The organism is Verrucosispora sp. WMMD703, assembly GCF_049178935.1.
GTDB classification, from domain to species: Bacteria; Actinomycetota; Actinomycetes; order Mycobacteriales; family Micromonosporaceae; genus Micromonospora; species Micromonospora sediminimaris.
Map to the genome: position 1 here is coordinate 992548 of NZ_JBMHMM010000004.1, position 13095 is coordinate 1005642.

Annotated in this window: 15 protein-coding genes; 8 read left to right on the plus strand and 7 right to left on the minus strand. The window is 72.3% G+C overall.

The annotated features are described in order from the left end of the window. Nucleotides 1–870, minus strand: a complete 870-nt coding sequence (gene folP / locus ACN26Z_RS05165; RefSeq protein ID WP_421460096.1) for a dihydropteroate synthase — start codon at nucleotides 868–870, stop codon at nucleotides 1–3. A gap of 131 nt (nucleotides 871–1001) precedes the next feature. Between folP and ACN26Z_RS05170 the strand changes: the two genes are divergently transcribed. Genes ACN26Z_RS05170 through ACN26Z_RS05185 form a run of 4 tightly spaced genes read left to right on the plus strand, consistent with a single transcriptional unit; the run spans nucleotide 1002 to nucleotide 3446 of the window. Then, complete coding sequence (locus tag ACN26Z_RS05170; RefSeq protein ID WP_421460097.1) at nucleotides 1002–1688, plus strand: DivIVA domain-containing protein; 687 nt, start codon at nucleotides 1002–1004, stop codon at nucleotides 1686–1688. Beyond that, nucleotides 1685–2182, plus strand: coding sequence for an SRPBCC family protein (locus ACN26Z_RS05175; RefSeq protein ID WP_282240137.1), 498 nt, complete (start codon nucleotides 1685–1687; stop codon nucleotides 2180–2182). Before ACN26Z_RS05170 ends, ACN26Z_RS05175 begins: the two co-directional genes overlap by 4 nt. 45 nt (nucleotides 2183–2227) lie before the next feature. Continuing rightward, nucleotides 2228–2818, plus strand: coding sequence for a DNA-3-methyladenine glycosylase I (locus ACN26Z_RS05180; RefSeq protein WP_093408377.1), 591 nt, complete (start codon nucleotides 2228–2230; stop codon nucleotides 2816–2818). Nucleotides 2819–2822: 4 nt separating this feature from the next. Further along, entirely contained in the window at nucleotides 2823–3446 is a 624-nt protein-coding gene (locus tag ACN26Z_RS05185) for a hypothetical protein (RefSeq protein ID WP_282240135.1), read from the plus strand. 15 nt (nucleotides 3447–3461) lie between these two features. On the opposite strand, the gene ACN26Z_RS05190 is transcribed toward ACN26Z_RS05185, so the two are convergent. Together ACN26Z_RS05190 and ACN26Z_RS05195 are read right to left on the minus strand one after the other, a co-directional pair. Continuing rightward, on the minus strand, nucleotides 3462–4253 hold the full coding sequence (locus ACN26Z_RS05190) for an enoyl-CoA hydratase-related protein (RefSeq protein ID WP_093408372.1): 792 nt from the start codon (nucleotides 4251–4253) through the stop codon (nucleotides 3462–3464). Continuing rightward, nucleotides 4250–5074 carry a PaaX family transcriptional regulator C-terminal domain-containing protein gene (locus ACN26Z_RS05195; protein WP_093408370.1) on the minus strand — a complete coding sequence of 275 codons (825 nt, stop codon included), beginning with the start codon at nucleotides 5072–5074 and terminating at the stop codon, nucleotides 4250–4252. Before ACN26Z_RS05195 ends, ACN26Z_RS05190 begins: the two co-directional genes overlap by 4 nt. A gap of 190 nt (nucleotides 5075–5264) precedes the next feature. On the opposite strand from ACN26Z_RS05195, the gene ACN26Z_RS05200 reads away from it, so the two are divergent. Both ACN26Z_RS05200 and ACN26Z_RS05205 read left to right on the plus strand, forming a co-directional pair. After that, nucleotides 5265–5432, plus strand: coding sequence for a DUF3117 domain-containing protein (locus tag ACN26Z_RS05200; RefSeq protein ID WP_013283866.1), 168 nt, complete (start codon nucleotides 5265–5267; stop codon nucleotides 5430–5432). Nucleotides 5433–5583: 151 nt separating this feature from the next. After that, complete coding sequence (locus ACN26Z_RS05205) at nucleotides 5584–7050, plus strand: leucyl aminopeptidase family protein (protein ID WP_282240134.1); 1467 nt, start codon at nucleotides 5584–5586, stop codon at nucleotides 7048–7050. Between the two features lie 82 nt (nucleotides 7051–7132). On the opposite strand, the gene ACN26Z_RS05210 is transcribed toward ACN26Z_RS05205, so the two are convergent. Further along, nucleotides 7133–7807: an O-methyltransferase gene (locus tag ACN26Z_RS05210; RefSeq protein ID WP_232511370.1), complete on the minus strand. Its 675-nt coding sequence runs from the start codon at nucleotides 7805–7807 to the stop codon at nucleotides 7133–7135. A 185-nt stretch (nucleotides 7808–7992) separates the two neighbouring features. Between ACN26Z_RS05210 and ACN26Z_RS05215 the strand changes: the two genes are divergently transcribed. Further along, a complete protein-coding gene (locus tag ACN26Z_RS05215) occupies nucleotides 7993–9312 on the plus strand; it encodes a S1C family serine protease (protein ID WP_282240133.1) in 1320 nt (439 codons plus the stop codon). A gap of 74 nt (nucleotides 9313–9386) precedes the next feature. Beyond that, entirely contained in the window at nucleotides 9387–9806 is a 420-nt protein-coding gene (locus ACN26Z_RS05220) for a preprotein translocase subunit TatB (RefSeq protein WP_282240132.1), read from the plus strand. 125 nt (nucleotides 9807–9931) lie between these two features. On the opposite strand, the gene ACN26Z_RS05225 is transcribed toward ACN26Z_RS05220, so the two are convergent. The 3 genes from ACN26Z_RS05225 to ACN26Z_RS05235 all read right to left on the minus strand — a co-directional run bounded on the left by ACN26Z_RS05225 (nucleotide 9932) and on the right by ACN26Z_RS05235 (nucleotide 13078). Beyond that, the gene (locus ACN26Z_RS05225) at nucleotides 9932–11080 is read right to left on the minus strand and encodes an Mrp/NBP35 family ATP-binding protein (protein WP_093408361.1); all 1149 of its coding nucleotides are present in this window, start codon (nucleotides 11078–11080) and stop codon (nucleotides 9932–9934) included. Between the two features lie 65 nt (nucleotides 11081–11145). Continuing rightward, nucleotides 11146–11775, minus strand: coding sequence for a DUF1003 domain-containing protein (locus ACN26Z_RS05230; protein WP_093408590.1), 630 nt, complete (start codon nucleotides 11773–11775; stop codon nucleotides 11146–11148). Then, nucleotides 11768–13078, minus strand: a complete 1311-nt coding sequence (locus ACN26Z_RS05235; RefSeq protein ID WP_282240131.1) for a magnesium transporter MgtE N-terminal domain-containing protein — start codon at nucleotides 13076–13078, stop codon at nucleotides 11768–11770. The genes ACN26Z_RS05230 and ACN26Z_RS05235 overlap by 8 nt, the downstream gene beginning before the upstream one ends. Nucleotides 13079–13095: the final 17 nt, after the last annotated feature.

Sequence of the window (13095 nt, forward strand, 5' to 3'; positions counted from 1 at the left end):
TCAGGCGAGGCCGCGGCGGCTGAGCGTGGGTGGCCGATCGCCTCGAACGGCCGCGACCATGTCCAGCACCCGGCGGGTCGGCCGGACCTGATGGGCGCGGAAGACCCGGGCGCCCAACCATGCGGAGACCGCCGTCGCGGCGAGCGTTCCCTCCAGCCGCTCCGTTACCGGCAGGTCCAGCGTCTCGCCGATGAAGTCCTTGTTCGACAGGGCCACGAGCACCGGCCAACCGGTCGCGGTCAGCTCACCCAACCGCCGGGTGATCTCCAGGGAGTGGCGGGTGTTCTTGCCGAAGTCGTGCGCCGGGTCGATGAGGATCCCGTCGGGGCGTACGCCCAGGGAGACCGCACGCTCGGCGAGGCCGGTCACCGTGGCGACCACATCCGCCACCACGTCGTCGAAGGCCGCGCGGTGCGGCCGGGTGCGTGGGCTGAGTCCGCCCGCATGTGAGCAGACCAGCCCGACCCCGGTCCGCGCAGCCACCCGGGCCAGCGCCGGATCCGCCCCCGACCAGGTGTCGTTGAGCAGGTCCGCGCCGGCCGCCACGGCCTCCACCGCGACCTCGGCCCGCCAGGTGTCGATCGAGATGACGACCTCCGGGAAGGCGGCCCGTACGGCGGCGATGGTGCCCACCGTCCGACGGATCTCCTCGGCGACATCCACCTCGGTACCCGGCCCGGCCTTCACCCCGCCAATGTCGACGATGTCTGCGCCCTCGTCCACCGCCTTTTCCACCGCCCGCAGCGCGCTGTCGGCCTGGAAGGTCGAGCCCCGGTCGAAGAACGAGTCCGGGGTGCGGTTGACGATCGCCATCACCACCAGGTCTTCGGGGCCGAACCGCCGAGCCCCGAGCCGCAGCACCCCGGCCACGCCACCTCCCACATCGCCACCCGCCACCGACGATCACGCCGCCGCTGCACTGACGCTATCCGGTTGCCGGTTCGCGGTACGCCGCGCCGGGTGGGGTCGCCCCGATCCTTTCGGCGTGCCACGATCAGTGCATGGGTCAGCTTCTGCTCCTGCTGGTCGTGGCGGTCACCGTCGCGGCGGTCGTGTTCGGCGTGACGGTGCTGGTCACCGGTCGGGATCCCGGCCTGGCCCCGGTCGAGGCGGACGGGCGGGCCGTGCCGCTGCCCGGCGACCGTCCGCTACGCGAGTCGGATGTCGGCGAGGTGCGCTTCGACACCGCGCTGCGTGGGTACCGGATGACCCAGGTTGATCAGGCGATGCGCCGGGCGGCGTACGACATCGGCTACAAGGCCGAGCTGATCGGAGTGCTGGAGGCGGAGGTGACGGCGTTGCGGGACGGACGGATCGACGACGCCGACGCACTCCGCCAGGCCCGCGAGCAGTCGGCGGCCAAGCCGATCGAGGCGCAGGACCCTCAGACGGTCGAAGGATCGACGATCGAGCTTTCGGTGACGCCGGCGGTGGTCGAGACCGGCGACCGGTCGGGCCCGGGTCCGAAGACCACCACGGAGTCAACGGCGGCACCGCAGGCGGCGGCGGGAGCGCCGACCGACCCGACGGCGCCGGTCGACGGCGATGTCCGGGCAGCCGATGAGCAGCCGGTGCCGGCCGACGACGCTGCGGCACCCGCCTCCGCCGACTCCGGTGACGAGCCGGCCGCCAGTGGGGCGCCGGGATCCGGGCCGCACAGTTCGGTGGTCCGGTCGGAGTCGGCGTGAGCAGATCGGACGGCGCTGACGATCTTCGCGAGGCGGCCCAACCTGGTGCCGGTGAGGTCACCGCCACGGTGATCGTCAACGCGCCGGCCGAGAAGGTCTTCGCCGCCCTGCTGGCCTGGGAACGGCAGTCCGAGTGGATCCCGTTCACCACCGTCCAGGTGGTGGAGGGCGACGGTGGTGAGGGGAGCCTGGTCGAGGCGGTCACCTCGCTCGGCCCGGCGGTGCTGCGGGACAAGATGCGGGTGGTCCGGGTGGACGCGCCGTACGAGATCGGCGTGGTGCACTGCGGCACGCTGCTGCGCGGCCCCGGGGTGCTGCGGTGCACCCCGCTGGAGAGCGGGCGCAGTCAGGTGGTCTGGCACGAATGGTTCCACCTGCCGGGCGGGCCGGCCGGGCGGGTGGCCTGGCCGGTGCTCTGGCCCGGCTCCAAGTTCAGCCTCACCCAGGCGCTGCGACGCTTCGCCCGTCAGGTCGAGCAGGGCCGCCTGCCCTGACCGGTGCGCGGCCGGCTGTCGGACACCGGGCCTAGCCTTGATGCCGTGACTGAACTGGTGATCGGTGCCGACGGACTGGCCCGGTGCGGGTGGGGTGCCAGCACTCCCGACTACGCGGTCTACCACGACACCGAGTGGGGCCGCCCGCTGCACGGTGACGACGCCCTCTACGAGCGGATGACGCTTGAGGCGTTCCAGTCGGGTCTGTCCTGGCTGACCATCCTGCGCAAGCGGCCGGCCTTCCGGGCGGCCTTCGCCGGGTTCCGGATCGACACGGTGGCCGGTTACGGCGAGGCCGACGTGGCCAGACTGCTCGCCGACGCCGGCATCGTCCGTAACCGGGCCAAGATCGAAGCTGCGATCGCGAACGCGCGCGCCGCACAGGACCTTCCGGACGGGCTGTCCGCGCTGCTCTGGTCCTTCGCCCCGCCACCCGGTCGGGCCCGACCGGGCTCCGCGGCCGCCGTGCCCGCGCTGACCGACGCCTCCACGGCCATGGCCAAGGCGCTCAAGAAGCGCGGCTTCCGGTTCGTCGGCCCGACGACGGCGTACGCGCTGATGCAGGCCACCGGGATGGTCGACGACCATCTGACGGGCTGCCACGTCGTGACATCCGCGACGGGCGTGATGGGATGAGGACATGACGACCGACACCGCACACCGGGTGAACGGGGCGAGCCAGGCGGACGGCACAGGCACCTGGGCCGTGCTCCTGCCCGCCGGACGGTACGACGCCGAACGGCTCGTCCACCACGACACGCTTGAGTTGACCGGGCTGGACGGCACCAGCCTGCCCCGCCCCGGTGACCAGGTCGCGGTGCTGGCCGACGAGCCACCGCGGCTGGTGGCGGTGGGCCGGGTCGCCGGCCCGGCCGCCCGACGTCCGGAGGACCCGGACGACCCGCAGTCCGACCGGGCACCCGACACGCTTGTGGTCGCGTACACCCGGCGGGCCTTCGACGAGCCGGTGGCGGCCGACGCGCTGGCCCTCGGCGGGCCGGTCACGGCCCTCGACGCGGCGACGTTCCGCGAACTGGTCGACCGGCTCGGCCCGGCGCCGCAGCGCCGCACCTGGCTGGTCAGCCTGGATCTGCCGATCGAGGCCGACTCGCCGGCCGAGGCGGTCCGGCTGTTCTGGGCGTACGTGCAGGAGCTCGGCCCCCGGGAGCTGCCTGCCTTCGTCTCACCCTCCGGCGACGAACTGGCCATGCAGGCCTTCGTGCTCGGCGCGGAGGCGAACCAGGATCCGGAAGAGGACGACTGACCGACCGGCGGCGGGTCAACGGCCCTCGAAGACCGGCTTCTGCTTGCCGACGAAGGCCATGGTGGCGGTCCGGTGGTCCGTGGTCGCGCCGCAGATGGCCTGCGCCTGCGCCTCGGCGGCCAGCGCGTCGGCCAGGGTGCCAGCGTCGGCGACGGAGAGCTGACGCTTGATCGCCCCGTAGGCCACCGTCGGTCCGGCGGCGAGCCGAGCGGCCAGTTCCTGCGCGGTGGGCAGCACCTGCTCGTCGTCGTCCGTCATCCGGTTGAGCAGCCCCAACCGGCAGGCCTCCTCGGCGCGTACCGGCTCGGCCAGCATCAGCAGCTCGACGGCCTTGGCGTGGCCGACGAGCCGGGGCAGCGTCCACGAGGCGCCGGTGTCGGCGGCCAGCCCGACCTTGGCGAACGCCATCAGGAAGCTGGTGGACGGGCCCCCGATGCGGATGTCGGCCAGGAAGGCCAGCGAGGCACCCGCCCCGGCGGCCATGCCCCGGACGGCGGCCACCACCGGCTTCGGCAGGCTCGCCAGCCGGGCGGCGATCGGGTTGTAGTGCGCCTGGACGGTGTCCAGCGGGTTGCCGTCACCCGCCTGGAGGGTCTCGACGTGCTCGCGCAGATCCTGGCCGGCGCAGAACGACCCACCCGCCCCGGCCAGCACCACCGCCCGGCAGCCACGGTCGGACTCCAGTTCGGCCAGGGTGTCCCGCAGCGCCTCCTTGAGCGCCACGTCGAGCGAGTTCATCGCCGTCGGGCGGTTCAGGGTGAGGGTGACGACGGCGTCGGTGCGGTCGACGAGCAGCGGCTCGGTCACGTCTGGCGACCCTTCTGTCGGGCGATCCGGTGTCCACCGTCGAGACAGAGCTCGACGTACCGGTCGGCGGCCGGCCGGAGCCGGGCCGCGTGGCGGTCGAAGAAGCTGGCTGCGGCGATACCGGGCCAGCGTTCGGGCAGCAGCGCCGGGGGCAGCTGCGGATCCCGGAACAGGAACGTACGCCATGCGTGCACCAGCCGGAACCGGGCCGCGTACGCCTCCTCGTCGCCACTGCGGGCCGTGACGCCGGTCAGCAACGTCCGCTGCTCGGCGACGAACTCCTCGTACGCCCGGCCGATCTCGGCCAGGTCCCAGGCCCGGCGGACCAGGCCCATCGCGCCCGGCGTGCCGGCGGCGTGCGCGGCGCTGAACCGCTCGAAGCGTACGCCCGCCTCGCTGAGCAACAGGTCGACGTCTTCTGCCGGACGGGTGGCCACCCAGGTCTGTTCGTCCAGGGTGCCGTAGCCGAGGTACCGGAGGTTGGCGGCGAGTCGCTGGCGGTCCCGGCGTGCGCTCGGCGCGTCCAGCACCAGTAGGTCGAAACGCCCGTCCCAGCTGACCCGACCGGTGCGGTAGATCCGGGAGGCGGCCTCGTCCAGTCGGCGGGCCGCCTTCGGTGTGATCGAATATCCGGGACCGGACGCCAGTCTGATCGGTTCGAGCCAGCCCTGGCGCACCATTCGGGAGACCGCCGTCCGTACGGCGGGGGGCGCGATCCCGAGCGGCGCCAGTAGCTTGACCAGCGCGGCAACGGGTGCGCGACCACCCCGTGGCCGGAGGTGGTCGCCGTACAGGTCGAAGAGTGCCGACCGTGCCTGCATGACCGCACATTGTGACAGGCCATCTAGGGATAAGCTAGATGCTGTTACATCAATGCTGCTTCGGTTTGGGTCCGGCGGTGTTCATCAGGGAAAATCGTCGGTCGACACCCACGTGCAAGTTGCGGGTGGTCATGGCGAAGTGGCTGTGGGGCAACCCACCGACCCTGGTGTAGGTCTGAGGGGAGACAACATGGCGGCGATGAAGCCGCGGACGGGCGACGGTCCGCTGGAAGTCACCAAGGAGGGCCGGGGCATCGTCATGCGGGTCCCGCTGGAGGGCGGTGGCCGGCTCGTCGTCGAGATGACTCCCGACGAGGCGACTGCTCTCGGTGACGCGCTGAAGGCGGCCGCCGGCTGATTGAGGCCGGTGCGTCGGCGACGCTCGCCGCCGCGGACAGTTCGTCTGGTTCCTGGCTCTGAGCCACCGGTCCCACCGGTGGCTCAGAGCCGTCACACCCTCGCGCGGGCCAAGTCCACCGCGCGTCCGTCTCCAGGAGGTACGGCTCCGCGTGCTCGCCATCCGTCTGACCGCCGAGCCGGACCGGCTCGACACCCTGGTCCTGCCCGTACGACCCGGAGCCACCGACGACGCACAGGCCGAGCCGATGCCGACCGGAGTGGCCCCACCCGACGGCGTCGCCGACGAGGTGGCCGCGCTGATCCCGGTGGCGCGCTTCCACGGCCGCGCTGGTGAGGTGCACACGCAGCTGCGACCCGGAGGTGCTCCCCGCCGACTGCTGCTGCTCGGGATCGGTGCGGCGGACGAGGCGGCCTGGCGGGCCGGCGGTGCGGCGCTGGCACGCACGGCCAAAGATGAGACTCATGTCACACTCGCCCTCCCGGCCGGGGTGGCACCCGAGGCGGTGCGCGGGCTGGTCGAGGGGCTGCTGCTGGGGTCGTACCGGTTCCGGCTTGGTGCGGACCCCGACGCCCCCTCGCTGACCGACGTCGACCTGGCGGTCCCCGACCCCGAGGCGTACGAGCAGGCCGTCACCGTGGCGCGGACCACCGCCCGAATGACCCGACTGGCCCGGGACCTCACCAACATGCCCTCCTCGGTGAAGAACCCGCAGTGGTTCGCCGAACAGGTCGCCGAGGCCGTGACCGACCTGCCCGGGCTCACGCTGCGGGTCCGCGAGCCGGAGCAGCTGGCCGCGGAGGGCTTCGGCGGCATCCTCGCCGTCGGCGGCGGATCGGCCAGCGGCCCACGCCTGGTCGAGCTGGACTGGCACCCCTCCGAAGCCCGCACCCACGTGGTCCTGGTGGGCAAGGGCATCACCTTCGACACCGGCGGTATCTCGATCAAGCCCGTGCCGGCGATGAAGCTGATGCGCAAGGACATGGCCGGTGCCGCCGCCGTCGTTGCGGCCACCCTCGGCGTCGCTGCGCTGGGCCTGCCGGTCCGGGTGACCACACTCGCTCCATTGGCCGAGAACATGGTCAGCGGGGCCGCGTTCCGGCCCGGCGACGTCATCCGGCACTACGGCGGGTTGACCAGCGAGACGACGAACTCCGACGCCGAGGGCCGGCTGGTCCTCGCCGACGCGCTGGCGTACGCCGTGCAGGAACTCCAGCCCGACCTGCTTGTCGATCTGGCCACCCTGACCGGTGCCAACTCCGTGGCGTTGGGCACCCGTACCGGCGCCCTCTACAGCGACAACGATCAGCTCGCCGAGGAACTGCTGGCGGCGATCAGCTCGGCCGGCGAGTCAGCCTGGCGGATGCCGCTGCCAAACGACTACGTCGAGCACCTCGGCAGCGACCTGGCCGACCTGCACAGCGCGCCGACCCAGGGCGCCAGTTCCGTGCTGGCCGCCCTCTACCTGCGGGAGTTCACCGGCGACCTGCGCGACCGTTGGCTGCACATCGACATGTCCGCACCCTCCTGGTGCGAACGCGCCGACGCGGAGTTGACCAGGGGCGCGACCGGCTGGGGCGTACGCGGGCTGCTGCGCTGGTTGGCGGCGCTGGACTGACTGTGGGCATGGCGGGGTCGGCCGCCTCGCTGTCGGTCGCTCGGTGCGGCTGCCGGCCCGCCAGGCGGCCGGCCGCGTCGGTTCAGCAGCGCACCGCAGCCAACAGCCCATGGCCGACCGGCAGCAGCGCCGGAATCCAGTGCTCCGACTCGCGGATGGCCTTCACCGTCTCGCGAACGGTGACCGTCTCCTGGTCGCGGGCGGCGGGATCGCCGATCCGACCGTCGGCCAGCGCACCGTTGAGCACCAGAACTCCACCCGGCCGCAGCAGCCGGAGCGCGGCGTCCACGCAGGCGGGGAAGGCGGTCACCTCGGCGTCGACGAAGACCAGGTCGTACGCGCCGTCGGCGAGCCGAGGCAGGACGTCCAGCGCCCGGCCGGTGATGATCCGGGTCCGGCCGGCGACGAAGCCGGCTTCGGCGAAGATGCGTCGGGCGATCCGCTGATGCTCCACCTCGACGTCGATGGTGGTGAGCACCCCGTCGGCCCGCATGCCGCGCAGCAGCCAGACGCCGCTGACGCCGGTGCCGGTGCCGATCTCGACCACCGCGCGGGCGTTGCCGGCGGCGGCGAGCAGGCGCAACGCGGCACCCGCGCCCGCGGTGACCGCGTTCAGGCCGACCTCGCGGGCGAGGCTGCGTGCGGTCCGTAGGACGAGGTCCTCGGTGACGTACGACTCGGCGAACTGCAGGGCCGGGTTCGTCGAACTGCCGGAACCGGCGACCGTGGCGATGGGGCACCTCCGGGCGACGAGCATGATGCGCAGGGCGGATGGGCACTGTGACTCTAAAGGCGGCCCGTCCTGAGCGCAGCGGGGCATCCACCCGCGGTGACAACCGCTGACCCCACGCGGCGCATCCGTGCAATCCTGGAAGCGGTATCCCGTGGCCCGCGCCGGATCGCGGACGCGTGGATGCCGGGGACGGGAGTGGGAGGCACCGAGTGACCGACGGCTGGGACTGGCGCCAGCCCGGCGTGGGCGGAGCACCGGCCGGGCAGCCGGCGGCCGGACATCCGCCGGCCGGTGGGCCGGCGACACCGCAGGACGGCGGCAACACCGCGTCGCCGTGGTGGTCCGACGCGCTCACCGATCCGTGGCGGGATCCGCACGCTCCGGCGGCGGTGGTGCTGCCCGCTGCCCCGGAGGCCGGCAGCGAGCCGGAGCCGGTCGTGGACCCGGACGCGGTTGGCCGGCCGAGACTTCAGCAGCTCCTGCTCATTCCGCTGGTGACCGCCCTGTTGGCCGGCGCGCTCGGTGGTGCGCTCGGCTACGCGTTCGCGATCCGTAACGGCGCCGGTGGGGCGGTCCTGGGGGCGGTCCCCGGTGCGGCGCCCACGCTCGCCCAACGTCCGCCGGAGTCGCTGGCCGGCGTCGCTGAGCGGGTACTGCCCAGCGTGGTCACCGTCCGGGTCGCCGGTCTGGGTGGGACCAGCGAGGGCTCGGGCTTCATCGCCAGCGCCGACGGGCATGTGATCACGAACGATCACGTGGTGGCCGGCGGCACCGGCAAGGCGTCGGTCATCTTCAACGACGGCAGCTCGGCCTCCGCGACGGTGGTGGGCCAGGACGCGGAGTCCGACATCGCCGTGATCAAGGTCTCCCGCACCGGGCTGCGTCCGGTCGAGTTCGGCGACTCCGACGCCCTGGCCGTCGGTGACCCGGTGCTGGCGATGGGTTCGCCGCTGTCGCTTGCCAACACGGTCACCGCAGGCATCGTCAGCGCCCTGGACCGGACGATGCACGCCGGTGAGCCGGGCGGCCCGACGCGCTACTACGCCGCGATCCAGACCGACGCCGCGGTCAACCACGGAAACTCGGGCGGCCCGCTTGTCGACGCGGCGGGGCGGGTCATCGGCGTCAACTCCACGATCAAGTCCCTGGTCGCCGAGGGGCAGGAGGCCGGCAACATCGGCCTTGCCTTCGCCATCCCGATCAATCAGGCGAAACGGATCACCCAGGACATCATCGGCACCGGAAAGGCCCGGCGTACGGTGATCGGCGCCCAGGTCGGCGGGCCGGGCTCGGGCGCCAATGGCACCGGCGTACGCCTCGCGACGGTCGAGCCGTCCGGACCGGCCGCTGGTGCCGGACTGCGCGCCGGTGACGTGATCCTGAAGCTCAACGGTCGCCCGATGACCGAGCCGACCGATCTCATCGCCCTGGTCCGTAAGTACGCGCCCGGATCGGTGGTGACGGTCGAGTACCGCCGGGGCTCGACCCGGCAGAACGCCTCGGTCACCCTCGCCGCGGACGCGAAGTGACCTCTCACCCCCTTCTGGCAGCGGCACCGACGTGCGTACTCTGGCTGCGGTAGCCGGGGGAAGGGGGACCGAGGATGTTCGAGAACCTGAACGTGTGGGAGGTCGGAGCGCTGCTGCTGCTGGCGCTGTTGATCTTCGGCGACCGGCTGCCGGTGGTGATCAGTGACGGACTGCGGATGGTGCGCAACCTCCGCAACATGGCCCGCAGCGCCACCACCGACCTGAGCAAGGAGCTGGGCACCGACATCCAGTTGGAGGACCTGCACCCCAAGGCGTTCATCCGTAAGCATCTGCTCAGCGAGGAGGACGAGCAGGCGATCCGGAAACCGCTTCAGGGCGTCTACGACGGCCTGCGAGCGGACGTCACCGGCGTGCATGACGAGCTCAAGGATGTCGCGAACTCGGCCGACCCGCGCCGGCCCGGCCCGGCGCCGGTGAGCACCGCCAGCCCCGCCCCGGCCCCCCGCGCGGTCAGCTACGACGACGTCACCTGACAATCACCGGTCGGGCCCGGGTCGAACGACCCGGTCGGGTCGCGAGCCGACTCAGCGAACGGCGGCGTCGGCCGGGGCCGACGCGAACGCCATCCTCGACGAAGGGCCGGTGCGGGCCGTCGGTATCAGCGCCCGGCCGGCTTGAGGCCCAGCGGCTTGCCGAGCAGGGACTCGCGGCGCAGGGCGAGTCGGTCGGCCACCTGACCCAGCGCCTTCGACGCCGGGGAATCCGGCTCGGCGAGCACGATCGGGTTACCCTCGTCGCCCGCTTCCCGGACCCGGGTGTCCAGCGGCACCTGGCCCAGCAGTGGCACCTGCGCGCCGATGGTCTGGGTAAGCGAATCCGCCACCGTCTGACCACCACCGGCCCCGAAGATCTCCATCCGGGAGCCGTCCGGCAGTTCCAGCCAGGACATGTTCTCGATCACACCGACCACCCGCTGGTGGGTCTGCAGGGCGATCGCGCCGGCCCGCTCGGCGACCTCCGCGGCGGCGGCCTGGGGGGTGGTGACCACCAGGATCTCGGCGTTCGGCAGCAGCTGGGCCAGGGAGATCGCCACGTCGCCGGTGCCCGGGGGCAGGTCGAGCAGGAGCACGTCGAGGTCGCCCCAGTAGACGTCGGCGAGGAACTGCTGCAACGCGCGGTGCAGCATCGGGCCACGCCAGACCACGGCGGCGTTGCCGGCGGTGAACATGCCGATCGAGATGACCTTCACCCCGTGCGCCTGCGGCGGCATGATCATGTCTTCGACCCGGGTGGGCAGGCCGTCCGCACCGAGCATCCGCGGCACGGAGTGGCCGTAGATGTCCGCGTCCACCACGCCGACGGACAGGCCCCGGGCGGCCAGCGCGGCGGCCAGGTTTACCGTCACGCTGGACTTGCCGACGCCGCCCTTGCCGCTGGCCACCGCGTACACCCGGGTGCGGGAACCGGGCTGGGCGAACGGGATCACCGGCTCTGCGGTCGCGCCGCCGCCGCGCAGCTTCGCCTGTAGGCCCTGGCGCTGCTCGGTGCTCATCACACCGAACTCGATCTCGACGCGGCTGACCCCGCTCACCGCGCCCACGGCTGCGGTGATGTCCGAACGCAGCTTGTCCTTCAGCGGGCAACCGGCCACGGTCAGCAGCAACTCGACCAGGACCACGCCGTCCTCGCCGACCTCGGCGGAACGCACCATGCCGAGTTCGGTGATCGGCCGGCGGATCTCCGGGTCGTTGACGGTGGCCAGGGCGGCCATGACGGCGTCGTTGACGGTGCTGACGGGAGCTGACATGCCCGTAATGCTACGTCGGCAGTGGGCCGCCACCGGTGCCGGTCACAGTGGTGTGAGCGAGTCGATCAGCTTTCCGGGCGGTGGGAGGTCGCCCGGTCGTGACGACCGTCACCCGGTTGGTCGCCGTCCACCTCGTCGCGGGGTTCGTCCAACCCGTCACCGCCGGTCCGGGCGGCCGGCTCGTCCCGGTGCCGGCGTTCCAGCCGCTGACGCCGCTGCGCCGCCTCGTCCAACTCCTCGGCGAGCCGGGTCAGCTCGGAGCGGACAAAGTCCCGGGTGGCCACCTCGCCCAGCGCGATCCGCAGCGCGGCGATCTCCCGGGCCAGGTACTCCGTGTCGGCCTTCTGCATGGTCGCCCGACGCCGGTCCTCCTCCATCGCCACCCGGTCGCGGTCGGCCTGGCGGTTCTGTGCCAGCAGGATCAGCGGCGCCGCGTACGACGCCTGGATGGAGAGGACCAGGGTGAGGAAGGTGAAGGTGTACGGGTCGAAACGCATCCCAGCCGGGGCGAGGGTGTTCCAGAGGAACCACGCGCTGATCACCAGCGTCATGTAGACGATGAAGTTCGCCGTACCCATCCCACGGGCGATGCCCTCGGCCCAGCGTCCGAACGTCTCCTGGTCCACCCGGGGCAGCTTGAATCCCCGGGGCTCCCGTGGCAGGTCCAGCCGTTCCGCGCGCCGTTGCTCAGTCATGGCCACCGTCCGTCGCCGGTTCCGGAACGGTCGAGGTCGTCGCCCCGTTCGGTAGGCCGCCCGGTGCCGCGTCCCGGTCCCGCCAGTCCCGCGGCAGCGAGTGATCCAACACGTCGTCGACGGTGACGGCGCCCACCAGCCGGTTGTTCCGGTCGATCACCGGCATGGCCACCAGATCGTAGGTGGCCATGCGGCGGGTGATCTCCGGCAGCGGGGTGGTCGGGCGCAGCGGATCGATGTCGTTGACCACCACCCCGCCGAGCAGATCCGCCGGGGGCTCCCGGAGCAACCGCTGGAAGTGCACCATGCCCAGATAGCGGCCGGTGGGGGTGGCCATCGGCGCCCGGGTCACGAACACCTGCGCGGCCACCGCCGGGGAGAGCTGCGGCTCCCGGATCCGCGCGAGGGCCTCCGCCACCGTCGCGTCCGGGGGCAGGATGACCGGTTCGGACGTCATCACGCTGCCCGCCGTGCCCGGCGTGTACTTCAGCAACTGACGCACCGAATCGGCCTCGTCCGGCTCCATCAGGTCGAGCAGCACGTCCTGTTCCGGCGGCGGCAGCTCACCGAGGAGATCGGCGGCGTCGTCCGGATCCATCTCCTCCAGGATGTCGGCGGCCCGCTCGCGGTCCAGCGCGGCGAGGATCTCCACCTGGTCGTGCTCGGGCAGTTCGCTGAGCACGTCGGCGAGCCGCTCGTCGTCCAGGGCCGCCGCGACCTCGTTGCGTCGCGCGTCGGGCAGATCCTGTAGCGCGTTGGCCAGGTCCGCCGGACGCATGTCCTCCAGTACGGCGAGCAGGTTGGCCGTACCCCGGGTCTCCGCCACCCCGCTGAGCCCGCGTACCTGATTCCACTCGACCTGATGCAGGTGGCCCCGGCGAGCCAACCGACCGGTCTGCTCGCGGACCGCCACCCGGGTCAGTGACCACTCGCCACTACGACTGCACTCCATCGCCACGTCGACCACCGACGCCGCCCGGCCCTCCGGGGCGACCTGTACCCGGCGGTCCAGCAGTTCCTGGAGGACGAGCAACTCGTTGGGCCGCTTCTCGAACCGGCGCAGGTTCAACGTGCCGCTGCCCAGCACGATGGCGTCGGCGTCGATCGAGGTGATCCGGTTGATGGAGAGGAAGATCCGTCGCCGCATCGGCATCTCGGCGACCAGACCCACGACCTCGGGCGGCCGTTGGCTCGCGCGCAGCCGGGCCACCGCGTCGCGTACCCGGCCGACCTGGTCGCCGTTGGGGTCGAAGACGGCGACTCCGGCAAGTCGGGCGATGTACACCCGGGTCGGCGTGCTCACGGGCACCAGCCTAGGGG